Source organism: Niabella pedocola, from assembly GCF_021044425.1.
GTDB lineage: Bacteria > Bacteroidota > Bacteroidia > Chitinophagales > Chitinophagaceae > Niabella > Niabella pedocola.
In genome coordinates this window covers 327151-350015 of record NZ_JAJNEC010000003.1, presented here as the reverse complement: position 1 = coordinate 350015, position 22865 = coordinate 327151, and the positions used below count along the sequence as shown (strand labels likewise).

The following is a 22865-nucleotide window of genomic DNA, read 5'->3' as shown; positions in this document are numbered from 1 at the left end:
TCCGTTATGAAGAGCAAGCGCATCACCGTATCTGTGATATCTGAAGTAACAACCGATCAACGGGTGATACGGATCTGTACCACGCTTCAGGAAATGGGTTTTGATGTACGCCTGATCGGCCGGGCCTTTGGAAACAGTTTGCCCCTGGGCGATTATACTTTTCATGCGCAACGAATGCGCTGCTATTTTAAAAAGGGCGTTTTGCAATATGCCGAATTTAACCTCCGGCTGTTTTTTAAATTATTGTTTTGCAAAACCGATTATTTGCTGGCCAACGACCTGGACACGCTTGCCCCCAGCTATATGATCGCCAAATTGCGGAAAAAATTCCTGTTCTATGATACCCACGAATATTTTACGGGCGTACCGGAACTGGCAGGTTCACCCGCAAAAAAACGATTCTGGAAGCGCCTCGAAGATGCCATTTTTCCCCGGCTTCCCATTGTGTATACCGTAAGTGATGCGGTAAAGGCCAAGTACCAGGCATCCTATGGAACACCCATCTCTGTTGTGCGCAACCTGCCCGTGCCTCCGCCGCCTTCTTCCATAGCGCGTCCGGTAGCCTGGGTGGGCAAAAAAGTGCTGCTGATGCAGGGAATGGGGATCAATCATGGACGCGGGGGATTGGAATCCCTGGAGATGATGCAGTACCTGCCCGATGATTATTACCTGGTATATATCGGTGGCGGGCTTCTTTGGGAACAGATCCGGCAAAAACGTGCGGAGTGGGGCCTTGAAAACCGCGTGGAAATGATCCATAAACTGCCCCCGGATCAGTTAAAGAATTATACCCCTCATGCAAACCTGGGGCTGTCGCTGGACGGGTTCACCGATGAAAATTTCCTTGTAAGCTTGCCCAATAAGCTTTTTGATTATATATTAGCTGGTATACCGGTAGCGGCCACCCCGTTGCCGGAGGTAAAACGCATCATCGAACAATACGGTGTTGGATTTTGTTTAAATAACCGTACCCCAAAAGAAATGGCGGCTGAAATAGCACGCTTCCTGGAGGATGTTGAAAACGTGCAGCAGGTAAAAATGAACGTGTTAAAAGCGCAAAAAGTGCTGAACTGGAACCAGGAGAAGCAGGTACTGATAAAAATTTACGAACCTTATTTATAATGCAGCAACACTTGCATATTGTTTGTTTGGATGTGCCCTGGCCGGCAGACTACGGAGGTGTAATCGATATGATGAACCGTATCCGGGCGTTTCACCGGTTGGGAGTAAAGGTTCACCTGCATTATTTCAGCTATAACGAACGGGGCGTTCCCAGGGAATTGAATATTTTCTGTGAATCCGTGCATGTGTATGAACGCCGGAAAAAAACGGAATGCCTGAACCTTTCCCTGCCCTATATTGTTTCCTCAAGGATCAATGAAGCACTGAAAGAACAGCTGGCTAAAGACAATTACCCGGTGTTGCTGGAAGGGTTACATTGTACGGGCATCATTCCCTTTATAGAGCAGATGGATCGAAGGATCTGTGTGCGGATGCACAATAACGAAGAAATTTACTATAAAGAGCTGGCCCGGGCCTCTTCCGATCTTTTTAAAAAGCTGTACTACAAAACAGAAAGCCGGCTGATAAAGAAATACGTACCTACCCTTCCCAAAAACATCCTGCTTGCCTGCGTTTCCGAAACCGATGTTGACTTTTTTAGGGAGCAAGGGTTTGATCAGGCCTTTCTATTGCCCACTTTTCCATCCTGGCAAAAGGTAAACAGCCTGGAAGGTATGGGTACCCATTGTCTTTTTCATGGCAATCTTTCGGTGGCAGAAAATGAGGAGGCGGCATTATGGCTGCTTAGCAAAGTATTCAATAAAGTACGGGTGCCCTTTATCATAGCGGGTAAAGATCCCGGCCGCCCTCTGCAGAAAGCCGCTGCGCTATGCCAGCATACCTGCCTCATCAGCAATCCCAGCGAATCGGAGATCAACGACCTGGTTCAGAAAGCGCATATCAACGTGCTCCCCTGCTTCAATAAAAATATAACAGGAATACGTCTAAAGCTTTTACATTCACTATTTTCTGGTCGCCATTGCGTAACCACACCATCAATGGTAACCGGAACCGGCCTGGAGAGCGCCTGTCATATCGGCAACAACTCCAATGCCATTGCATCTATTATTTCCCAGCTCTACTACAAACCCTTTGAGGAAGACGAGATCCGACTGCGGAAATCACTCGTCGAAACCTCCTTTAATAACGACCGCAATACCAGTCAGCTCATACAACGCCTTTGGTAATAGTCTGCTCCTGAAACGGTATTCCCTATTTCCCTGAAGAAATCTGCACTGTTATTTGGGAAAAACCGAATATATACTTTATATCAACTATAAATATACATTATCATTTTAATTTGGTGTATATCAGCACAAAACAATGTATTTTATCCTAAATACAAACATGTTTGCAATACTGAATTCCGGAATCAAAATAGCCTCATTTTGTATCATTTTAAATAAAATTATACACATATTAAATACTTATTAATCAATCAATTGCTAATATTTTTTAAAATCAAAAATATTAGTATTCTTTGAAGCCTTTGCCTGGCCTTAATTACTAAAAGAAATGGCATCAGCCGCCTGGGTTTTAACAGTGCATTTTTCGCAGCTTCAGTAAATGCCCTTAATTTGCCCTCATTAATATTCTAGGAAATGAAGAAATTCTTTTTTGTATTGGCCATTGCCGTGCTTCTCCTGCCCTCCTGTATGCGGTACCAGGATATCAAATTTGTGGGTATTGAAAACGTGAAAATGGGTAAGATCGGGATGAATGAAACAACGATGGAGATGAATCTTGTTTTCAATAATCCCAACAAACTGGGCGCCCTGCTGAACAATGCCGGCGGGAAGGCGTGGATACAGGATATTTATATTGGCGATTTCCTGCTAAACGAAGATGTAAAAATACCTGCGCGAAGTGATTTTTCGGTTCCGGTACGGTTAAAGGTAAATATGAAGGATTTGCTGACGAATTCCCTCAGCCTCATCACCCGGGATTCCGTTAACATCAGGCTGGATGGCAACGCCCGTCTCAGCAAGGGAGGCGTTATAAAAAATTTCCCGCTGCGGTACAGCGGGAAAAAGGCATCCAATGATTTATTGAGTCAGTTTAAATTTTAAACCCCTGTCCAGTTTGCCGGGTCTTCCCGCCATTTCAGCAATAATCCGGCATCTTCTTCTTTGATCAATCCCTTTTCCTGTGCCAGCTCCAGTAAAACCGGGTAGCTGGTAAGCGGGTGATACTTGATCTGGCGTTCCGCAAAGGCAGCCTGGGCCACCGCAAAATCGTAGGTAAAGATCGATACCATTCCTACAATGTTAAGCCCCGCAGCTTCCAGCGCATCTACGGCCTGCAGGCTGCTTTTCCCGGTGCTCACCAGGTCTTCTACCACGGCTACTTTCTGTCCTTTTTCAAACAAACCTTCCACCTGGTTACCCAATCCATGCTCTTTGGGTTTGGGACGTACATAAATAAAGGGCAATTTGAGCTGATCGGCAGCAAGGGCGCCCCAGGCAATGGCCCCGGTAGCTACACCGGCAATGCAATCGGCATCGCCAAACTGCTCAAACAGAACGTTGCACATTTCACTTTTAATAAAATCGCGCACAAACGGAAACGAAAGCACGCTCCGGTTATCGCAATAGATCGGGCTCTTCCAGCCGCTGGCCCAGGTAAAAGGCTCCTGTGGCCTTAGTTTTACCGCATTTACCTGCAGTAACTTTTCTGCAACTACTTTTGCATCGTTCATAATAGCTCCCTAAATTTAGGCTGCGAAATTAAGCGCATCTTTTATAAAACAGAAATTATATGCAAATTAAAATACACACCCATAATAAAGTACTCTATCTCTGCGACCAGCCCGATGACCTGCTCCGGGAGTTGCTCCACCACCCCGAAACGGTATTGATCGATGAACTGGACACGCATTCGATCAAGGCGATGCTGCGGGAACTAACCCTGCCGGAAATCAAAACCGGCATCTTTATCCATCCGGATTTTGAACAGCTCAAAAATGCATTTTTCCGGAGATTCGAAATCATCCCGGCCGGTGGCGGCCTGGTATTGAATGAAAGCGGTGAAGTGCTGATGATTCACCGGCGGGGGTTCTGGGATCTGCCCAAGGGTAAACTGGACGAGGGAGAAACCATCGAAGCCTGCGCTCTCAGGGAAGTAAAAGAAGAAACCGGGCTTTCGAAGATTGAGCTGGGAGCCCCCTTGCTTATTACCTATCACACCTATGAACAGGGAACGCATCATATCCTGAAAGAATCGCATTGGTTTATGATGAAAGGAACGGCTACGGAACAACTGGTGCCGCAAACCGAGGAAGACATTACAGCAATCAGCTGGGTGGCCCCTGTACAGATAGCCGCCTACAAGGAACAGGCCTACCCTTCCATCGTGGATGTACTGGATGCCTGGGAACAAGCCTCATGAGTTTGTGGATAGCCCTCCTTCTCTGATAAAAGTTTAAACGCAACGTGCGTAAAGAAATCGCTAAGGCCGCAATGGCAATACGGTCAACACTTATATCGCTGTGCATGGCGAACATTGCGGAAGCCTTGCGCCCGTTGCGTTAAAAAAGAAACCCGGGAGCTGCAGGGGTTACATTGATCAAAGAACTGCGCAGAATAGGATCATCGTATCATTAAATCTCCCCCTCGCCCTTCTCTGGTAAAAGTTTTAACGCAACGTGCGCAAAGAAATCGCTGAGGCCGCAATGGCAATAGGGTCAACACTTATATCGCTGTGCATGGCGAACATTGCTGAAGCCTTGCGCCCATTGCGTTAAAAAAGAAACCCGGGAGCTGCAGGGGTTACATTGATCAAAGAACTGCGCAGAATAGGATCATCGTATCATTAAATCTCCCCCTCGCCCTTCTCTGGTAAAAGCATAAACGCAATGTGCGCAAAGAACCCGCTAAGGCCGCAATGGTTATACGGTCAACACTATATCGCTTGCATGGCGAACATTGCGAAAGCCTTGCGCCCATTGCGTTAAAAAGAAACCCGGGAGCTGCAGGGGTTACATTGATCAAAGAACTGCGCAGAATAGGATCATCGTATCATTAAATCTCCCCCTCGCCCTTCTCTGGTAAAAGTTTAACCGCAACGTGCGCAAAGAACCCGCTAAGGCCGCAATGGTAATACGGTCAACACTATATCGCTTGCATGGCGAATATTGCGAAAGCCTTGCGCCCTGCGTCTTCGCGGTTAAACCCCAATCCAAGCTGCACAAAAACACCAAGATAGACGCTGCTTAACCTTAGTAATTTATTAACGCTTTTCTTGCAGACTTTTTCTTTAGAATCACGTCTATATAACAGAACAACATTCATCAAAAAAACAAAGGAGGTCGTTATGAAAAAGTTATTCATTGTAATGATGCTGGTAAGCGGAATGGCGGCAGTACAATCTGCAAACGCGCAGGTAAACATCAATGTTAATATCGGGAACCAGCCACAATGGGGACCTCATGGCTATAACCAGGTCCGCTATTATTATCTGCCGGAGATCAATGCGTACTACGATGTATATAACCGTACCTATATTTACCAGGACCGGAGAAGCTGGGTAACCGTACGCCAGCTGCCCCGTCAGTTTGCAAACATTAATCTTTATAACACCTATAAAGTAGTGATCAATACACCCAATCCCTGGAGGGATAATATCGCCCACCGCAACCGTTATGACCGGTACCGGTATGATCATACACAGGTATCTATAAGAGATTATGCTTACCGTAGTAATAAACGGGACAAAGGCACCTATGATCGCGTGAACCGGAACAAGGATTATGCACACGACCGGGGCGGTAACAGACGTTATTAACTGTTTTTGTTGAAGGAATATCGGGGCTGTGTCCGTATGCGGATACAGCCCTTTTTTTATAAAGCATTTTATGGCGCCTTATTTCTCCCGTTTGAGCAGGTAATTTCCAGCAGAACAATAAAGACATTTACGGGCATCACAGTAGCGGGTCTTTAATTCAATAAATGCCTGCGAATCCATCGCCGACTGGCTGGCCGCCCCCAGGCATTCGAATCCCTTTGTAATGCTGTTTTTCTCTGGCTTTGTTTCTTCCAGCCACCGGATAGCCTTTTCCTTCAACTGGTCATTTCCATATACATTACCATAGGCAAAGAGCATGGGCGCAATGGTATTGATAATGATATTATCGATCATTGAAGCACCTACCGATTTTACCTTCATTGTGCTGGATTCATTTAGCGTATAATGATAATGCCAGAAATCGTTGGCATCTACACGGAACCAGGCCCGCACTGCATCCAATGAATCTTCGCGGATGATTTTTGAGAATAAATGTGCCGACGAGGCGATCACCGCTGCCAGTTGAGCCAATCGCACGGTAGGAAAACTGCCGGGGCGCATCCGTAAAAAATGTACCGGATGGGCAACCGGCTTGAGATTATATTTCTTTTGAAGGAACCGGTATTCCCGTTGCAACAGGACCGGATATGGATCTTCGAAACGACCGTCAAGCAAGCCCGCCTGCCCCAACAGCAATGCTTCCAGCTGCTGGATCCGTTGCTTATGTTTGGCCAGCAAGGTTACCGGAAGGCTTTTTGCAATGGCTTCAAAGGTATCTGCATTAACGGGCAAACCGAAGTTTTTTGCCAGCAGCCACCAGAAGCTTTCTTCCCAGTGCTGATGATTGACCTCCAGGTAATCTTCGATCAGGGCGCCTTTCCGTATAAGGCGCTCGGCTACCAGCCTGCTTTTCCACACATTCAGGATAATGCTGGGTACAGTGGCGATCATTTTTTCGCAGGGAATAAATGCCCGGGCATTCAGCAGGCCTTCATACCGGTGCAGCAAGCTTCTTGAGATCAGTGTTTTCAGCTCCACCACCGGAAGTGCCGCTGTGCCGGCCACATCATCTTCGTATACTACATGGAGGATCACTTTCCGGTAGTTGCGGTCGTGTTGATGCAGGTGCCGGTCCCAGTCCGAGGTTCTGAGATGCAGTTCAACGGAGCCGGCCCATAAAGTGCTCCCGATACGGATGCGTGCATGTTCAAAATCCGGTCCCTGGTTACGGTTCAGCATGCCTACATTCAATACCTGAACAGGCGTTCCATCTGTGGTAGCTAAAGACCGGGCATTAAAATACTGGAACTGCCAGATATACTGGAGTAGCTGTTCGTTCATATGGTTGTTGTTTTTCTAGGTTATTAAATACCTATTCGTCTTCCACGAATCGGTACTGCAATTTACGCATTTCCTGTAATATTCTGCTCACCGGCAATCCCATTACATTATAAAAATCCCCGTTGATATTTTTGATACCTGCCACTCCGATCCATTCCTGTATGGCATAGGAACCGGCTTTATCAAAAGGCTGGTACCGGTCTATGTAATAAACAATCTGCCGGTGTGTTAACGGGTGAAAGGTTACTTCCGTTATGTCTGAAAAGAGCAGCTCCTCCGGCCCCTTTACCAGGGCCACCCCGGTAATTACCTGGTGGGTACGATCCTGCAGGCGGGTAAGGGTGTTGATCGCCGCTTCCCGGCTTTTGGGCTTGCCAATTACCTGGTTGTCCAGTACCACTACCGTATCCGCCGCCAGCACAATGATATCGGCGCTTACACCTTCCAAAATGGCCTGTGCCTTCCGCAGGGCCACGTCTGCAATGGCGGATGGCAGGTCAAGTTCGGGATTAAAGCTTTCGTCAATTTCCTTTGTGCGGATCTCAAACGGCACATCGGCCCATTCCAGGATCTGTTTCCGGCGGGGCGATGAAGATGCAAGGATAACTCGGTTACCGGCCATACGTTATAAATAAAAATAAAAAATACCCATGGATAAAATACCGGTCAACATCAACCCCTTTGTTACCATACTCAGGTAATGATAGTCTGCAGGCGTACTTGCCGGTATTAGCTTGCGGAACAGGTATCCGGCCGGCAGCAGGATCAATGCCACACAATATACCACACCCGGCCACCAGCCAAGTTGCAGGATATAAAACTGCACCACCAGCAACAGGGCGATCAGCAGGGTCAGCCAAACGGCCACATACACTTTGGTAGCATTTACACCCCAGGCAATCGGCATGGTATTACACCCATACTTGCGGTCGCCGGCGATGTCCTCCACATCCTTTATAGCTTCCCGTACCAGTGAAATAATAAAAGCAAAACCGGCATACAATACTGCAAAACGAAACAGCTTCAGCTGGCCCGGATGTCCGTTTCCGAAAGCATCTGAGAAGGAAAATTTGGAGAGAAAGATGATCATGATCGTCCAGGCCGTAAGCAATGAGATCACTACATTGCCGATCAGGATCTCCTTTTTAAATTTTACAGAATAGAACCAGAGCAGCAATACACAGGCAATATTAGCCACCACAAGATACCATCTCGAAAACGGGTTAACGGCAACGGCAGTTAATGCCACTCCCAGCACACTCAGGCCCAGATGCCATACCAGGGCCCACCTGCGGTTGATGTATTTGCCGATGACCATTTTCTGCGGCTTGTTGATCCGGTCGATATTCATATCGAAATAGTCATTGATGATATTTCCCGCAGCGGCAATAAAAACGGATGCCAGCACCAAAAGTATAAATTGTGTCAAATCGCCGGCCGGTATCCGGTCATGGTAAATGGGATAGTAAATGCAATACTGGAACATCGCCTGCGTGAGCGCAATAAAAATAAGGTTGGGGTAGCGTATCAACCTGAAAAATGCAGCTATCTTCTTCATCCGGTTTTTTAAATTTAAGTAGAAGCAACCTGTGCATCATTTCCCCAATGATCATTGCTGCGGAGTACTTTTTCGATCACTTCCCGCACACACCCCCTGCCACCCGGATAGCCGGAAACAAAAATGGCTTTATGCAGGATCTCGCTCACGGCATCCGCAGGACAGGCCGATAAGCCTACCAAATCGAACACCGGCAGATCGGGTATATCGTCGCCCATAAACAATACCGTTTCAGGAGCCACCTGCCGTTCCTCCATCCATTGCCGGATAAAGGCCTGTTTATCTTTGATCGCAAAATGAACCTCACGGATACCCAGCTTATTCAAACGTCCCAGCACCGCCGAGGGCGCGGATCCGGAAACCACAAGGACCGCATACCCCTGCTTAATGGCCAGCTGCAGCGCATAGCCGTCTTTCACATACATTACACGGGCCATTTCGCCGCTTTCCAGCACCAAAAGGTCGCCATTGGTAAGTACACCATCCACGTCAAAAACAAACACCTTTATTCGCTGAAATCGCTGCAACAGGTTCATGTGATCTTTATTATTGTTAAGGGTGATGCAAATGTATTGGATTCAAGTGAATCGCCGAAACGGGATAGAGGCGTTTTCCCGTAGCCTGAAGTTTTTAATTCAACCGCAAAGTACGCTATGGACCCGCAAAGAATACGCAACGAGGATTATTGGGGATAGATATCTTCGCGAACCTTGCGAAAAAACCTTGCGTCCCTGGCGGTTTAAACTGAACTGCGAGTATCAACGCACCCCAACGACTGCAATGGAACAAATCCTGCGTGCGTTTGTGTTTATTTCATCAATGCCGCATCAGCGCCTCCGTTAAAAAATTATATACCATAAGGTGCTCGGGGTAATCCTTTAAAAGTTCCTGATGTTTATGAATCGTATCCAGGTCTTTTCGCACAGCAGGCCCGGTTTGCATCTGGGAAGGCGATTCTTCGTTCAGGCGTTCCACCGTATTGCGGATCAATGGCAGCAATTCGCTGAAGGAGATCCCTTCTTTGTTACAAAAGGATGCTGCCAGGTCAAACAGATAGTTGGTAAAATTGCTGGCAAATACGGCCGCCACATGCAAGCGCGACCGTTTGTCGAGGTCTGCCGGCTGCACCGGGTTATTGGTAATAGAGGCAGCCAACTGGTCCAGTACTTTTTTTGTATCCGCGTTGGAAGCCTCCGTGTAAATTGTTAGCTCCGGGCTGTTTTCCTGCTGCTTGCGCATGCTTTGCAAGGGGTAAAACACCCCATAGTTGTCCGTAACCCCCTTTAATACATCCATCGGTACGGCTGCGGCGGTATGTGCCACGATCTTGTTCTTCAACCGCAGGTCTGCGGCAACAGCAGCAATAGCCGTATCGGCCACAGCTATCAGGTATACATCGGCGGTTTTAACAACAAGGCTGGTATAGTTGGCCGATTCCGTATTCCATTCGTACGCAAGCTCCGAAGCCGCGGTTGCATTGCGGCCGTAGATCTGCTGGATCACATGTCCCGCCTTCAGCAATTTACGGCCGAGTACTGCCGCCACATTTCCCGACCCGATGATAACAATGTTCATAATAAATATAGATACCTTTGCGATCGCTGATGAAATGGCTATGAAGCTCCCGGATATATTCAGGAGTAGGTTCAAACCAGGTTCCATCCGACCATAATACATCCACCAACGGCGGAAAATAAAAATTCAACGGATGAAATTACAAAATTTTATAAAGGAGCTTTACAAAACCCGTATCCGCCTCCTGGCACTGGTATCCAAAGAGCGGGCGGGCAACAATGCTTTCCGGCTTTTCTGTACCCCGTTGGGTAAGGCCGGTTATGCATTGAGCCCGTTGCTGCAGTCGGCCGAACAGCGTTCCCTTTTGTACGGGGAGCAGCAGCTAAAAGGATACTGCTGGAATAAAGGCGGTGCCCGCAAGCTCCTTATTGCGCATGGCTTTCGCTCGCATACACAACGTTTCGAGCACCTGATCCCTTTGCTGGTAGAAAAAGGATATGAAATTACGGCTTTTGATGCGCCGGCGCACGGGCGCAGCGGTGGTAAACGGATCAACGCCATTGATTATATGCAACTGGTTACACAGTTAACAGAACAATATGGTCCTTTTGATGCCTATATCGGTCATTCCTTCGGTGGGCTTGCCGTAACCCTGGCCGTTTCGGAACTGCCGCATAACGCCTTGATCAAAATAGTGCTGTTTGCCCCGGCGGCCGACACCACCGGCCTTGCCGCCACCTTTTTACAACAAATGGCCATTAGAGACCCGCAAATACAGCAATCATTTTTTAATAATGTAACCCGGCTTAGCGGCAAAGACCTGAACTGGTTCACCATAAAGAGATGCCTGCCGGCACTTAAAAGTGATATTCTTTGGATCCACGACAAACAGGATCCGATCACTCCCGTGGCGGAAGCCTACGAAATACAGCAAATGGCTCCTGCCCATATTCATTTTATTTTTACTGAAGGGCTTGGGCATAGCAAGATTTACCGCGATGCTGCCGTGCTGGAAAAAGTAGCCGGTTTTCTTTAAAACCTACCCGGCAAACAACCATTCGTTTGACACTTTTCCCACCTGTGGCTGCTGCTTTGAAGGGCATCACAGAATTATAATATATGGTATAACCCGATGAAAAACAGCAACTGAAATGTAAAAACGGGAACCGCCTCCGGGGAAAAAATAAGCGGATTTAAAAAAAAAATTCTAATCTTGCCCAAAATTTGGTAATAAAAAGCGTTGTTCAGAAAAGCATATGGCGAAGAATTTACTGATCGTAGAGAGCCCGGCAAAGGCAAAAACCATTGAGAAATTTTTAGGCAAAGACTTCCAGGTTAAGAGCAGTTTCGGGCACATTCGTGATCTTGAGAAAGCAGGAATGGGTATCGATATTGAGAAGCAGTTCCACCCCCGCTATGTGGTTTCGGAGGGAAAAGAGAAAGTGGTGCGCGACCTGAAGCAACTGGCCTCAAAAAGCGAAGAAGTATGGCTGGCAACGGATGAGGACCGGGAGGGTGAGGCCATCAGCTGGCATTTATGCGAGGTGCTGGGACTCGATCCTAAAACAACAAAACGCATTGTTTTTAACGAAATTACCAAACCGGCCATCCAGCAGGCAGTGGCAGCTCCCCGGCATGTAGACATGAACCTGGTAGATGCACAGCAGGCCCGCCGGGTACTGGACCGGATCGTTGGATTTGAGCTGAGCCCGGTATTGTGGCGGAAAATAAGTGTAAAGAACAACCTGAGCGCCGGAAGGGTTCAGAGTGTGGCGGTACGGCTGATTGCTGAAAGAGAACGGGAGATCAACGCGTTTGAACCACAAAGCAGCTTTAAAATTGTTGCTGTTTTTACGGCAACGGATATCGCCGGGAAAAAGATCTCATTTAAAGCAGAAGGTGCCAAATTCAACAATGCCGCAGATGCCGAACGTTTTTTACAGTCCTGCCTGAATGCCGACTATACGGTAAAAGATATCCAGGTAAAACCGGGAAAGCGGAGTCCGGCACCGCCCTTCACCACGTCTACACTGCAACAGGAAGCCAGCCGGAAATTTGGCTATAGCGTAAGCCGTACCATGCAACTTGCACAGCAATTGTATGAGAACGGGCATATTACCTATATGCGTACGGATAGTGTGAACCTGAGTAATACGGCACTTGGAGATCTTACCAATACCATTAAGAGTATGTACGGGGAGCAATACCATCAATTCCGCCGTTTTAAAAATAAGAACGAAAGCGCACAGGAAGCGCACGAAGCCATCCGTCCAACCTACATGAACAACACTACCGTTGAAAATGCAGATTGGAAGCGGCTGTACGATCTTATATGGAAGCGGACGATGGCCAGCCAGATGGCCGATGCGCAGCTGGAAAAAACCACCGCCAAAATAGAGATCTCCACCAATAAGGAATTCCTGTCGGCAACCGGTGAAGTTGTAAAATTTGACGGGTTCCTGAAGCTGTACCGCGAAGACCGGGATGATGAAGACATCCAGGAGGATGAAGCGCAGGAAGGCATGCTGCCGCCATTAACCATCGGGCAACAGCTTCCGCTGGTGGAAATGACCGGCACCGAACGGTTTACCCGCCCTTCTCCCCGCTATACGGAAGCTTCTCTTGTAAAAAAACTGGAAGAACTTGGCATCGGACGCCCTTCTACTTATGCCCCCACTATTTCAACCATCCTGAAACGGGAATATGTGGAAAAACGCGATAAGGAAGGGCTTGAGCGCAAATACCGAATCATTACCTTAAAAGAGAACCAGCTTTCCCAAAAAGAGCATACTGAAATCACCGGAGCTGAAAAAGCCAAATTATTTCCAACAGACCTGGGGCTGGTGGTAACCGATTTCCTGAAGCAATACTTTGAGAATATCATGGATTATGGCTTTACCGCCAGGATCGAGGAAGAATTTGATGAAATTGCCAACGGTAAATTGTTGTGGAATAAACTCATCGACGAATTTTATCATCCCTTTAAGGAAGGTGTCGATAATACCATTGAAACCGCCGAGCGCATTAAAGGCGAACGGGAACTGGGTGCCGATCCTGAAACCGGCAAGCCGGTTATTGCCCGGATGGGCCGTTTTGGTCCCATGATCCAGATCGGAAACGCAGATGATGAAGAAAAACCACGGTTTGCCACGCTGCGGAAAGGCCAAAGCATTGAAACCATCACCTTCGAGGAGGCTATGGACCTGTTTAAGCTTCCGGTTACACTGGGCACCTATGAAGACAAAGAGGTATCTGTAAATGTGGGCCGTTTTGGTCCTTATGTGAAATGGGGTGAAGAATTTATCTCTATCCCCCGGACAGAAGATCCCCTGTCCGTTGATATGGAGCGTGCTGTTGCATTGATCAGCGAAAAACAGGTAGCAGATGCGCCCATTGCTCATTTTGAAGAAAAACCCGTTACAAAAGGCAAGGGCCGTTTTGGTCCCTATATCAAATGGAATGATCTGTTTATTAATGTGCCGCGCCGTTATGATTTTGATAATCTTTCGCAGGGAGATATTGATGAGCTGATCAAAACAAAGATGGAGAAGGAATCCAACCGGTACATCCAGCAATGGCCCGAAGAAAAGATCGCTCTTGAAAACGGACGCTGGGGCGCATTTATCCGTTTTGGTAAAAAAATGGTGAAACTCGGAAGAAAGGAAGACGGTACAAAATATACGCCGGAGGAAGTGGCCCAGTTAAATATAGAAACCGTTAAAAAAATGATCGAGGCAGAGCTGCCGGGAGCGTTTACAAAACCCGCAAAGAAAACCGCAGCAAAAAAAGCGCCTGCCAAGAAGAAGGCGGCGGCTAAAAAGGCCACGAAAAAATAAAATACCGGCCGATGCGTTGTAAGCGATGTTGAATGGCTCAACCGCCGGATGACCGAATGAAGGCATTAGCCGATCTCCGTTCCGGAGGGCCTGTTGTACGGGGCATGCCTGGAAGATACTTTCAGAACAGCGATTCCGCCCCCCGGTCAATGCCAGAAGCTGTACCTAAATTTAAACCGGATCGTCGATATCTGAACGGGTTGCACATGTTGTGGATCAACAGATAACCGGCGAATACCACCATAAATATGGAATTACATGTTGCAGCACCCTCCTCTTCCCGTTATTGCTATCGTTGATGATCATCCCATCGTTATTGAGGGACTCAAAAACCTGCTGACTTCAGAAACCCCGTTTGAAATTGTAAGTTTTACAAGGGGGAGCCAGTTCCTGGATTATCTCAAAACCAATAATGCGGATATGGTGTTGCTGGATGTAGTGTTACCGGATATGACCGGGCTGGAGCTTTGCGCAGCGGTGAAAAAGAACTATCCGGAAATAACCGTGCTGGCGATCAGTAACCAGGCCGAACGCAGTATTATCTCGCAGATGCTTCAAAACGGTGCCAGTGGCTATCTCCTTAAAAATGCCTCGGCCGATGAGTTGCTGGATGGTATTGAAAACGGACTGAAAGGAGAAACGGTGTTGAGCCCTGCCGTTAAAGAGATCCTGTCCCGCCCAAGCCCCAACGACTGGAATGGGATCCCGGTTCTTACGAAACGGGAAAAAGAAATCCTTCGCCTCATTTCGGAAGGACTTTCCAGTACGGATATTGCTGATAAATTATTTCTGAGCCAGTTAACCGTAGAAACCCATCGCAGGAATATCATACAAAAGTTCCAGACCAGCAATATGTTCTCCGTGATCAGGCTGGCCCTGGAACACAAGATCATTTAAGCGGTGAGGGACGGAGTACCACAAAGCCTCAAAGACACTAAGACGCACGAAGAAACTTCGTTGTTACGATGCAAGCACCCCTTCCAACTCCGGCCATAAAGTACGTAAGACTTCAGGTGTAAGGTGAAGAGCAATGTAAAGATCTTTATGTTACTTGGCCATTGTGCACGATGCGGAAAAAATTAAACCGCCAGGTACGCCAGGAATCCGCAAGGGCTCTAAGGTAACCGCAGATGGCGTTCGAAAACGCGTTGCGCCCTTCGCATTTTCTTTGCGCCCTTCGCGTTTAAATTGTTACCACAAGATGCGCCAAGACCGGCAAGGCGCCTTTAGAACAGCCAGGATTTATTCATCTGGTCTGTAGCCCGCGTTACCGCTTCCTGCGCGGCAAATGGTAAACCGCAAGGTACGCCAGGAATCCGCAAGGGCTCTAAGGCAACCGAAGATGGCGTTCGAAAACGCGTTGCGCCCTTCGCGTTTTCTTCGCGCGCCTTGCATTTAAATTGTTACCACAAGATGCGCCAAGACCGACAAGGCAACTGCAGATAGCGTTCGAAAACGCTTTGTGGCATTAGTCCCTTTCATTACTTCCCAGCATCGTTTGCCGGATGCCTTCCTTATAGCTCGTAGGCTTAAACCCAAATGTTTTTGTAAACTTTGAACTGTCAAAATAGTAATCCTGGTTATTCTGGTATTGCATTTCCCGGAGTTCTTTTATCGTGCGGGAAAACAATCCGCCCAGTGCCAGCAGTAATGGCGATAATACAAAGTAGCGGGGCTGTACCTGCATTTGTGCGGCTGCCAGCTCAATAAATTGTTTCCCCGTAAGGCGTTCCTCCGATGTAGGCAGATGCCATACCTGGCCATAGGCCGCTTCGGTATTACCCAATAGCGCCGTGGCCCTTGCCGCGTCGGGAGTATAGGTGAAGGAGTGCACTTTATGTACATTGGCCTGCCAGTTGGCGCGGCTTCCTTTTTTAACATTATTCAGCACAAGCTGGTTCAATATACCGTTGCGTGCTTCCGGGCCATAAAAATCGGCGCTGCGTGCGATCAGGTATTGCAATCCCCTTGTTGCAGCAGCCGCAGTCAGCATCCGGATCAGTTGTGCCCTTACCCTGCCCTTTCTTGAAGGAGGATCGATACGACTTTCCTCGGTCATGTGAGGTATTGCTGTTTTTGCATAGGCATACACATTATCAAAAAATACCAGTTTGCACCGATGCCGGACACAGGCGTCAATCACGTTCTGCATCATCACCGGCCATTGCTGCTCCCAAACGGAGGCATTATACGGCAGGCCGGCGGTTATATATACCACCTCGCTGCCCGCTACGGCCTGTTGCACCAGCGCCGCATCCTGCAGATCGCCGGCCATCAGTTCATCGGTTTCATTTACTTTTTGCGGATGTCGTCCTACCAGTCGCACCCGGTTAGTATAAGCACTTAAAGCAGTGGCAAGAAATTTTCCAATATCGCCACCGGCTCCTAAAATTGTTTGCATGATCGGTTGTTTTATAACTGCAAACCTACTGCCGGTCTTTTACTCAAACGATGATCTGTGTTAAGATTTCTGAGGAATCATCATGCGCTTACGGATGCGGCTCAGGCTCTCCGGGGCAATTCCCAGGTACTGGGCAATATAACGTTGCGGCACCCGTTGAAATAACTGGGGCTTTTCCCGGAGCAGATCTGTAAACTGCTTTTCAGGTGAAAGCGACAATAGCGATTTCGTACGTCGGATATTTTCGGCGGCTACATTTTCCACGATGAGGCGAAAGAATTCTGCAGTAGCGGGAGATGTATGCAGGGCCGTTACCAGGTCTGGGCAGGCAATGACCAAACAGGTAGTAGGTTCAAGCGCCTCGATGCTGGAAGCCGACCGCGACTTCCTCGAAAAGCTTTCAAGATCGGTAAGGAACTCCTGTTCCATAGAAAAATTACAGGTACGCTCCTGTCCGTCTTCATTCAGAAAGTACTGGCGAAGGCTGCCTTTCATAACAAAGAAAACTTCATTGGCCACCTGCCCTTCTTCCAGCAAGCGGGCGCCTCTCTTATATTTTCTTTCAGAAAAAAGAGACAGGAAATAAGCCGCTTCTGCGTCTGGAAACGTTGTAAACCGGCGTACCGTAGCGATCAGTGGATGCAACATACCATAAAGATAAACAATTAAGCCTCCGGCAGGTTACCGGAGGCTTAATGCTATATAGTGCTGTATGTAGCTTTATGCGTTCGCCAGCTCAAACTGTTTCATAAAATCAACCAGCTTTTGTACGGTTTCCAACGGAGTGGCATTATAAATGCTCGCCCGCATGCCACCAGTGGTGCGGTGTCCCTTCAGGTTTACAAATCCGCTGGCATTTGCTTCTTTCAGAAACTGGTCGTCCAGCGCATGATCCTTTGTAATAAAGGGCACATTCATAATAGAACGATCTTCTGTAACCGCGGTACCGCTGAACAATGCCGAATTATCCAGGAACTCATACAGCACACGCGCTTTTTCAATATTTATTGCAGCGATGGCATCCACCCCACCCAGATCTTTCAGCCATTCATAAACCAGCTTACACAAATAAATGCCATAGGTAGGCGGTGTATTGAACATGGATCCGTTGTCTGCATGATTTTTATAGTTCATCATTGCAGGAGTAAATTCCATAGCATTTCCCAACAGGTCTTCCCTTACGATGACCACGCACACACCCGCTGCACCCATATTCTTTTGAGCGCCGGCATAGATCAGACCGAATTTCCGGACATCGTAATATTTTGACAGGATATCGGAAGACATATCGGCCACCAACGTTACAGCACCGGTATCCGGCAGCTCATTGTAGCGCGTACCGTAGATGGTATTGTTAGTGGTAATATGAAAATAATCCGCATCCGGTGTAAAAGTAGCCGGATCCAGCTTGGGTATATAGTTAAAGATTTTATCCTTTGAACTGGCCACTACATTTACGGTTCCATAGCGGGATGCTTCTTTGATCGCTTTATCGGACCATACACCCGTATTCACATAATCGGCTTTTTTACTCCGGCTCATCAGGTTTAAGGGAACCATAGCAAACTGGCTGGATGCACCTCCCTGAAGGAACAATACTTTGTAATTGTCGGGTACCTGCATCAGCTCGCGGAACAATTGTTCTGCTGACTCAATAATGGCCATATAATCTTTCGATCGGTGACTCATCTCCATTACGGACATTCCGGTATTGTTGTAGTTCAATAACTCTTTTTGTGCTCTTAATAACACCGCTTCCGGTAATGCACAGGGCCCGGCCGAAAAATTGTAGACTCTTTCCATTCTGAAAACTGTTTTTAAAATAAATGAGGTGCAAAATTAATAAGAACCGCGCACCCCGTTAAAGGCTTTAATTAATTTCTAATAAGATGTTGATCTGTTGATTTTTTTTCAACAAACATCATTGTTTCGCAGCATATCTGCGCCGTTAGCAGGAACAATCTGTTTTGAAGGTTCCGTTTACCGCAATGATCTTTGAAATATCAAGGGTAGTGCCGTTATCCAGCACCAGGTAATACGAGCCATCCTTCTGAACGATCTTGTGGATCATTCCTTCGGCCCGCTCCCAGCCGCCGATATCGGACAACAGGGACACTTTCTGATGGTTTTCCAGATGCGATTTCAGCAGCTCCAGGAAACTGTCTGCAGCATCCAGTGTATATTTATAATCCATAGCTTATCCCCAAAGATAATCAATTCCGAACGCATTCATACCCAGTGTGTTTTATGCGTGTAAATATTATTTATTCACACACATACGATTTGGGGTCATTTCAGCGTTTTATCTTATGTTCAAAACATATTAGGAATACCCGTAAACTACCAAGCAATGGATATAAACAGAATGCAGGACAAAATCATCGCAGAGTTTGAGCATCTGGCCGCTGCGGTTAATAAATTCTCTTATTTCCGGCACCTAAAACAGGTTTCCAACGGCACTGGTTCAATGGATGTGGCAGATAAGAATGATGAAAACCTGGTTGCCGGATGCAGTAAAAAAGTATGGGTAATCGCCTATAAGGAAGATGGACGGATCTATTTTAAGGCAGACAGTGATCACAGTATCACACGCGGCATGGTCAACCTCCTGTTAAAAGTATATTCCGGGCATACGGTTTCCACCATTACCAATACCGATCTGTATTTTTTGCATGAAATAAAATTATTTCAATACCTGTCTGCCTCCTGGCTGCGGGATTTCCTTTCGGTAGTACAGCGTATCAAGTCACTGGCGATTGTGCAGCACCTCGAAGTAGCTCCGCAGAAAAATAGTCCATACTAAAATATCTACAACTACGTTCTCTTGCCAGCCTCTTGCTGAAAGCGTTTGCTTTTACTACTTTTGCATTTTACATTCCCGATTTCGTATTTTCTATTTCTAATGGTATCCATGCAAAACAGCACCCTTCGTTTTAGTAACCGTGTAGAAGACTATGTAAAGTACCGTCCGCATTATCCGGCCGCCATCATTCCCCTGCTGGAACAGCAGCACCTGTTAAAACCGGGGCTGCCGGTTGCAGACATCGGCTCCGGTACGGGAATCTCGGCTGAACTTTTTTTGCAAAAAGGTTATACCGTATGGGGCATTGAACCCAATGTTGAAATGCGGCAAAAAAGTGAGGCATTACTTCAATCGTACCCGGATTTTAAAGCAATTGATGGCACCGCGGAAGCTACCACCCTCCCGGATCATAGCGTGGCACTGGTGGCAGCCGGACAGGCGTTTCATTGGTTTAACCGCGAGCAGTGCCGCCGGGAATTTAAACGGATCCTGAAACCTGGTGGTGGTGTGGCGCTCATCTGGAATGAACGGCTTACGGCAACCGCCTTTGAAAAAGATTATGAGGAACTCATTGTACGGCATGGCAACCAATACCAGAAAGTAGACCACCGGAATATTGATGATGCTGCTATTGAAGCATTCTTTGCACCCGGAACGGTAACCTTATCCGTTTTCAATAACCAACAGGTCTTTACCTATGAAGGCCTTGAAGGGCGCCTGCTTTCCTCTTCTTACATGCCGGTGAAAGATGGGCCGGGATATACAGAAATGGTTGCCGATCTTAAAGCACTGTTTAATCAGTACCAAACCGGCAACCAGGTCATTATTCATTATGCCACCAAGGTTTACTGGGGCCGGCTTAGCTAAACCGCACGTCCCATACCCGGATCTGTGATCCCTTCTTTTGTTGTTTCCACCCGACCTGCATATCGTTTTTCAAAGCGCTCATCGCCTTTGATCTTTATGCTGAAATCATACCAGCCGGCACTTTTCGTCAGATTGAGCACCAGGTTCTGATTGCCGTTGATGGCTTTGCTAAGCGTGTTATTTTTGTAAGCGTTGTCAACAATATCAATGGTTACCGGCACTGCGCTGCTAAACTGTAGCAACACATTGCCTGTAGGCTGATCCCTGTTCATTTCATAGGTACACAGCACCTTCAACGCAGGATCCTGGCGGCTGCCCCGGAACTCCCTGTAAAATCCGTTGGGGCCGTGCAGCCGGAGGTGATAGTTCCCATCGGCAAAAGCTTTCACCGGCCATTCGTAGCTCAGTTTATCTCCTTTCTTTACCGCAAACGACCAGTTACGGCAAACATCGGTATTGCCTTTTTCATCTGTAAATGCCGCCGGCGCATAAACGGTAAACGGAGCTCCCTGTGCTTTTTGACCAAACACGGTGGTTCCCGCCTTTAAGGAAACAAGCAGGGATGTTTTATCCTCTGAAAGATTTCCATCAGCATACCATTCATATGGAATTGCGGGAGAAGGACGGGTGCCCTGCTCCTGCCGGGGCATAAAAGCAAATTCCTGTCCGCCTTTTCCGGCCTGTTTCAGGTCATGATCCGAAAGGCGATGAAATCCCCCGGGGTCCTTTTGAAACTGTGCGTTGTAAATGGTTTCCACAAATGCGTCCCGTTTCAGGAAGGGCAGTTGGCGCACCGGTTCCCCGTTAAAAGGACTGAATGCAGAAGTAAGATCACCGCTGATGGCCCTGCGCCATTCGCTGATATTATCAATACGGATCTTTTTATTATACTTCTGGTTGAGAAAGGTTTCCAGGAACTGTAATGTGGACGTATGCTCAAATAACTGGGAGCAAACCTTACCACCCCGGCTCCAGGGCGAAGCAATCACCATCGGTACCCGGAACCCAAGCCCGATCGGAGCCTCACGGGCCTGCTTTTCGGGAATGCCCTGTTTTAATTCATATTCCATCCGTACATGTTCCACCTCAGTGTCGATTCCCGTACTGCATTTCCCGGTGCCGGGCTTTTTATTATCGGCGATCGAAAAAGGCGGCACATGATCATAATAACCGTCGTTTTCATCATAGGTAAGGATAAAGATGGTCTTTTTCCAAACCTCGGGATTCTTCGTAAGAATGTCCAGGATCTCCGAAACATACCAGGCCCCATACCAGGGTGCGCTGGGATGGTCTGAAAAATTCTGCGGCCCCGCCAGCCAGGACACCGTGGGCAAACGCCCCTCATCTACATCTTTGCGGAACTGGTACAGGAGATCGCCGGAAGGAACCGTCATCAACCGCTCTGCGCCGCCATCGCCGTATTTGAGCTGGGAAACCGAGCGATAATCTGCATCTTTTTGATTGTTGACAAAAGCACTGTAAAAAAGTTCCTTTTGCTTTTCCGTCAGCCGCTCAAAATTGGTCCGGCTCCAGCGCTCCAGCTCGGCCCGGGCATTGTCCAGTGCCGCCTGTTTTTTAGCAAGAGCTGCCTTTATTTTTTTTGAGGCCTCTTCGCTGGAAGGGCTTTCCTCCTGCAGCTGATTGATCTCTCCCGGCAGTGTTTCCACCAGCTGTTTTAACCCTTCAACATAGCGGGGGGTATATTTTACATTGTATGCTTTAAAAAACTCCAGCAGATTGCATCCGAAGTTCGATAACCAGGAACGCTCTTCACCCTTGTATCCGCCGCCACAGGAAATATCATTCTGGTAGAATTTCCAGTTGATATTATTTTCCGTAAGCAATTCCGGAAATGTTTTCCAGCTCATTTTTGCATGTGCAAAATTATCATTGCGGATATTATCCCTCGGATACCCGTCATCCGTATCCCGGATCTTTCCGGTCCAGAAAAAAGACCGGTTCGGCGTAGTGCTGGTCATGGCCGAGCAGAAATTCTGATCACATACCGTAAACGCATCTGCCAGCGCGTAGTTAAACGGCAGATCTTCCCGGGTATAGTAGCCCATGGTTAGCGGCATGGCCGCGTATTTTTTGTTCCCCATTTTTTTTGCAGGCAACCATTTATCATACTTGCCGCTATTAAATGCATCTACCTGGCTGTGGCGCGAATGGGGCAACGCCCCCAGCCAGGTGGCCTTGGTTTCTTTAATGTTCATCCGAAAGGGAGCATAGGTTTCGCCTTTTTCGTTGGTCTGGAACCAAACAGGCTTCTGATCAGGCAGGGTAATGGCCCGCGGGTCATTAAAACCGCGTACTCCCTGCAGGGTGCCAAAACAATGATCAAAAGAACGGTTCTCCTGCATCAGGATCACAATGTGTTCCGCATCTAAAAAGGTACTGCCCGGTTTGGGGTCGATGGAGAGGGCCTTTAAAAGGCTATCGGGAACGGCTGCCTTTATCCCCGCTGCGCCCGACAATAGCATGGACTTTTTGAGAAATACGCGTCTGTTATCCATTCAATCTTTTTTATTAATGAAGCAATTGTTTAAAGAACCGGTCAAATATAATTGAACAAAGCCCAGGGCCAGATTAAAACATTGTTAACCGGTTCTATGCGTCCTTTGACGGTAGAAAATTAAGAAAGTTTAACAGAAAGAAAGAAAAATAAAGAGATAAAAAGTATTGAGGGATTTTACTGAT

Annotated in this window: 21 protein-coding genes; 10 read left to right on the top strand and 11 right to left on the bottom strand. The window is 47.5% G+C overall.

Going from position 1 to position 22865, the window contains the following annotated elements; genetic code table 11:
• The first annotated feature begins 6 nt into the window (after window positions 1–6).
• The 3 genes from LQ567_RS02665 to LQ567_RS02655 all read left to right on the top strand — a co-directional run bounded on the left by LQ567_RS02665 (window position 7) and on the right by LQ567_RS02655 (window position 3131).
• Window positions 7–1122 (top strand): glycosyltransferase, encoded by a 1116-nt coding sequence (locus LQ567_RS02665; RefSeq protein ID WP_231002552.1) that lies wholly within the window; start codon window positions 7–9, stop codon window positions 1120–1122.
• Entirely contained in the window at window positions 1122–2249 is a 1128-nt protein-coding gene (locus LQ567_RS02660; protein ID WP_231002551.1) for a glycosyltransferase family 4 protein, read from the top strand. The genes LQ567_RS02665 and LQ567_RS02660 overlap by 1 nt, the downstream gene beginning before the upstream one ends.
• 414 nt (window positions 2250–2663) lie before the next feature.
• A complete protein-coding gene (locus LQ567_RS02655; RefSeq protein ID WP_231002550.1) occupies window positions 2664–3131 on the top strand; it encodes a hypothetical protein in 468 nt (155 codons plus the stop codon).
• Here the strand turns inward: LQ567_RS02655 and pyrE are convergent.
• On the bottom strand, window positions 3128–3760 hold the full coding sequence (gene pyrE, locus LQ567_RS02650) for an orotate phosphoribosyltransferase (protein WP_231002549.1): 633 nt from the start codon (window positions 3758–3760) through the stop codon (window positions 3128–3130). The two genes, LQ567_RS02655 and pyrE, sit on opposite strands and share 4 nt — an antisense overlap.
• A 59-nt stretch (window positions 3761–3819) precedes the next feature.
• Between pyrE and LQ567_RS02645 the strand changes: the two genes are divergently transcribed.
• Window positions 3820–4449, top strand: coding sequence for an NUDIX hydrolase (locus LQ567_RS02645; protein ID WP_231002548.1), 630 nt, complete (start codon window positions 3820–3822; stop codon window positions 4447–4449).
• 924 nt (window positions 4450–5373) lie between these two features.
• Window positions 5374–5844 carry a hypothetical protein gene (locus LQ567_RS02640; RefSeq protein WP_231002547.1) on the top strand — a complete coding sequence of 157 codons (471 nt, stop codon included), beginning with the start codon at window positions 5374–5376 and terminating at the stop codon, window positions 5842–5844.
• A gap of 78 nt (window positions 5845–5922) precedes the next feature.
• Here LQ567_RS02640 and LQ567_RS02635 read toward each other — a convergent pair whose 3' ends face one another.
• The 5 genes from LQ567_RS02635 to LQ567_RS02615 all read right to left on the bottom strand — a co-directional run bounded on the left by LQ567_RS02635 (window position 5923) and on the right by LQ567_RS02615 (window position 10318).
• Window positions 5923–7185: a DUF2851 family protein gene (locus LQ567_RS02635; RefSeq protein WP_231002546.1), complete on the bottom strand. Its 1263-nt coding sequence runs from the start codon at window positions 7183–7185 to the stop codon at window positions 5923–5925.
• Between the two features lie 31 nt (window positions 7186–7216).
• Window positions 7217–7807, bottom strand: a complete 591-nt coding sequence (locus LQ567_RS02630; RefSeq protein ID WP_231002545.1) for a Maf family protein — start codon at window positions 7805–7807, stop codon at window positions 7217–7219.
• A gap of 3 nt (window positions 7808–7810) precedes the next feature.
• Window positions 7811–8743 carry a geranylgeranylglycerol-phosphate geranylgeranyltransferase gene (locus LQ567_RS02625; protein ID WP_231002544.1) on the bottom strand — a complete coding sequence of 311 codons (933 nt, stop codon included), beginning with the start codon at window positions 8741–8743 and terminating at the stop codon, window positions 7811–7813.
• 14 nt (window positions 8744–8757) lie between these two features.
• Window positions 8758–9279 (bottom strand): KdsC family phosphatase, encoded by a 522-nt coding sequence (locus tag LQ567_RS02620; protein ID WP_231002543.1) that lies wholly within the window; start codon window positions 9277–9279, stop codon window positions 8758–8760.
• 280 nt (window positions 9280–9559) lie between these two features.
• Window positions 9560–10318, bottom strand: coding sequence for a Rossmann-like and DUF2520 domain-containing protein (locus LQ567_RS02615; protein ID WP_231002542.1), 759 nt, complete (start codon window positions 10316–10318; stop codon window positions 9560–9562).
• A 133-nt stretch (window positions 10319–10451) separates the two neighbouring features.
• Here LQ567_RS02615 and LQ567_RS02610 point away from each other — a divergent pair, with 133 nt between their 5' ends.
• The 3 genes from LQ567_RS02610 (at window position 10452) to LQ567_RS02600 (ending at window position 14991) form a co-directional block, all read left to right on the top strand.
• Entirely contained in the window at window positions 10452–11294 is an 843-nt protein-coding gene (locus tag LQ567_RS02610; protein WP_231002541.1) for an alpha/beta hydrolase, read from the top strand.
• Between the two features lie 220 nt (window positions 11295–11514).
• On the top strand, window positions 11515–14094 hold the full coding sequence (topA, locus tag LQ567_RS02605) for a type I DNA topoisomerase (RefSeq protein ID WP_231002540.1): 2580 nt from the start codon (window positions 11515–11517) through the stop codon (window positions 14092–14094).
• A gap of 258 nt (window positions 14095–14352) precedes the next feature.
• Window positions 14353–14991, top strand: a complete 639-nt coding sequence (locus LQ567_RS02600; protein WP_231002539.1) for a response regulator — start codon at window positions 14353–14355, stop codon at window positions 14989–14991.
• Between the two features lie 571 nt (window positions 14992–15562).
• On the opposite strand, the gene LQ567_RS02595 is transcribed toward LQ567_RS02600, so the two are convergent.
• The 4 genes from LQ567_RS02595 to LQ567_RS02580 all read right to left on the bottom strand — a co-directional run bounded on the left by LQ567_RS02595 (window position 15563) and on the right by LQ567_RS02580 (window position 18689).
• A complete protein-coding gene (locus LQ567_RS02595; protein ID WP_231002538.1) occupies window positions 15563–16495 on the bottom strand; it encodes an NAD-dependent epimerase/dehydratase family protein in 933 nt (310 codons plus the stop codon).
• A 60-nt stretch (window positions 16496–16555) separates the two neighbouring features.
• Window positions 16556–17143 (bottom strand): Crp/Fnr family transcriptional regulator, encoded by a 588-nt coding sequence (locus LQ567_RS02590; RefSeq protein WP_231002537.1) that lies wholly within the window; start codon window positions 17141–17143, stop codon window positions 16556–16558.
• 72 nt (window positions 17144–17215) lie between these two features.
• A complete protein-coding gene (gene serC, locus LQ567_RS02585; protein ID WP_231002536.1) occupies window positions 17216–18298 on the bottom strand; it encodes a 3-phosphoserine/phosphohydroxythreonine transaminase in 1083 nt (360 codons plus the stop codon).
• Between the two features lie 145 nt (window positions 18299–18443).
• Window positions 18444–18689 carry a hypothetical protein gene (locus LQ567_RS02580; protein ID WP_231002535.1) on the bottom strand — a complete coding sequence of 82 codons (246 nt, stop codon included), beginning with the start codon at window positions 18687–18689 and terminating at the stop codon, window positions 18444–18446.
• Between the two features lie 156 nt (window positions 18690–18845).
• Here LQ567_RS02580 and LQ567_RS02575 point away from each other — a divergent pair, with 156 nt between their 5' ends.
• Window positions 18846–19298 carry a SufE family protein gene (locus LQ567_RS02575; protein WP_231002534.1) on the top strand — a complete coding sequence of 151 codons (453 nt, stop codon included), beginning with the start codon at window positions 18846–18848 and terminating at the stop codon, window positions 19296–19298.
• 108 nt (window positions 19299–19406) lie between these two features.
• Window positions 19407–20165 (top strand): class I SAM-dependent methyltransferase, encoded by a 759-nt coding sequence (locus tag LQ567_RS02570; RefSeq protein WP_231002533.1) that lies wholly within the window; start codon window positions 19407–19409, stop codon window positions 20163–20165.
• On the opposite strand, the gene LQ567_RS02565 is transcribed toward LQ567_RS02570, so the two are convergent.
• Window positions 20162–22681 (bottom strand): phosphocholine-specific phospholipase C, encoded by a 2520-nt coding sequence (locus LQ567_RS02565; RefSeq protein ID WP_231002532.1) that lies wholly within the window; start codon window positions 22679–22681, stop codon window positions 20162–20164. The two genes, LQ567_RS02570 and LQ567_RS02565, sit on opposite strands and share 4 nt — an antisense overlap.
• Between the last annotated feature and the right edge of the window lie 184 nt (window positions 22682–22865).

Excerpts from the sequence above, each read along its gene's own strand:
- topA (WP_231002540.1), top strand. The coding sequence starts at position 11,515 with ATGGCGAAGAATTTACTGATCGTAGAGAGCCCGGCAAAGGCAAAAACC.
- LQ567_RS02665 (WP_231002552.1), top strand. The coding sequence starts at position 7 with ATGAAGAGCAAGCGCATCACCGTATCTGTGATATCTGAAGTAACAACC.
- LQ567_RS02640 (WP_231002547.1), top strand. The coding sequence starts at position 5,374 with ATGAAAAAGTTATTCATTGTAATGATGCTGGTAAGCGGAATGGCGGCA.
- LQ567_RS02660 (WP_231002551.1), top strand. The coding sequence starts at position 1,122 with ATGCAGCAACACTTGCATATTGTTTGTTTGGATGTGCCCTGGCCGGCA.
- LQ567_RS02645 (WP_231002548.1), top strand. The coding sequence starts at position 3,820 with ATGCAAATTAAAATACACACCCATAATAAAGTACTCTATCTCTGCGAC.
- LQ567_RS02595 (WP_231002538.1), bottom strand. The coding sequence starts at position 16,495 with ATGCAAACAATTTTAGGAGCCGGTGGCGATATTGGAAAATTTCTTGCC.
- LQ567_RS02630 (WP_231002545.1), bottom strand. The coding sequence starts at position 7,807 with ATGGCCGGTAACCGAGTTATCCTTGCATCTTCATCGCCCCGCCGGAAA.
- LQ567_RS02590 (WP_231002537.1), bottom strand. The coding sequence starts at position 17,143 with ATGTTGCATCCACTGATCGCTACGGTACGCCGGTTTACAACGTTTCCA.
- LQ567_RS02570 (WP_231002533.1), top strand. The coding sequence starts at position 19,407 with ATGCAAAACAGCACCCTTCGTTTTAGTAACCGTGTAGAAGACTATGTA.
- LQ567_RS02565 (WP_231002532.1), bottom strand. The coding sequence starts at position 22,681 with ATGGATAACAGACGCGTATTTCTCAAAAAGTCCATGCTATTGTCGGGC.
- LQ567_RS02600 (WP_231002539.1), top strand. The coding sequence starts at position 14,353 with ATGTTGCAGCACCCTCCTCTTCCCGTTATTGCTATCGTTGATGATCAT.
- LQ567_RS02625 (WP_231002544.1), bottom strand. The coding sequence starts at position 8,743 with ATGAAGAAGATAGCTGCATTTTTCAGGTTGATACGCTACCCCAACCTT.
- pyrE (WP_231002549.1), bottom strand. The coding sequence starts at position 3,760 with ATGAACGATGCAAAAGTAGTTGCAGAAAAGTTACTGCAGGTAAATGCG.
- LQ567_RS02580 (WP_231002535.1), bottom strand. The coding sequence starts at position 18,689 with ATGGATTATAAATATACACTGGATGCTGCAGACAGTTTCCTGGAGCTG.
- LQ567_RS02615 (WP_231002542.1), bottom strand. The coding sequence starts at position 10,318 with ATGAACATTGTTATCATCGGGTCGGGAAATGTGGCGGCAGTACTCGGC.
- serC (WP_231002536.1), bottom strand. The coding sequence starts at position 18,298 with ATGGAAAGAGTCTACAATTTTTCGGCCGGGCCCTGTGCATTACCGGAA.
- LQ567_RS02635 (WP_231002546.1), bottom strand. The coding sequence starts at position 7,185 with ATGAACGAACAGCTACTCCAGTATATCTGGCAGTTCCAGTATTTTAAT.
- LQ567_RS02655 (WP_231002550.1), top strand. The coding sequence starts at position 2,664 with ATGAAGAAATTCTTTTTTGTATTGGCCATTGCCGTGCTTCTCCTGCCC.
- LQ567_RS02620 (WP_231002543.1), bottom strand. The coding sequence starts at position 9,279 with ATGAACCTGTTGCAGCGATTTCAGCGAATAAAGGTGTTTGTTTTTGAC.
- LQ567_RS02575 (WP_231002534.1), top strand. The coding sequence starts at position 18,846 with ATGGATATAAACAGAATGCAGGACAAAATCATCGCAGAGTTTGAGCAT.
- LQ567_RS02610 (WP_231002541.1), top strand. The coding sequence starts at position 10,452 with ATGAAATTACAAAATTTTATAAAGGAGCTTTACAAAACCCGTATCCGC.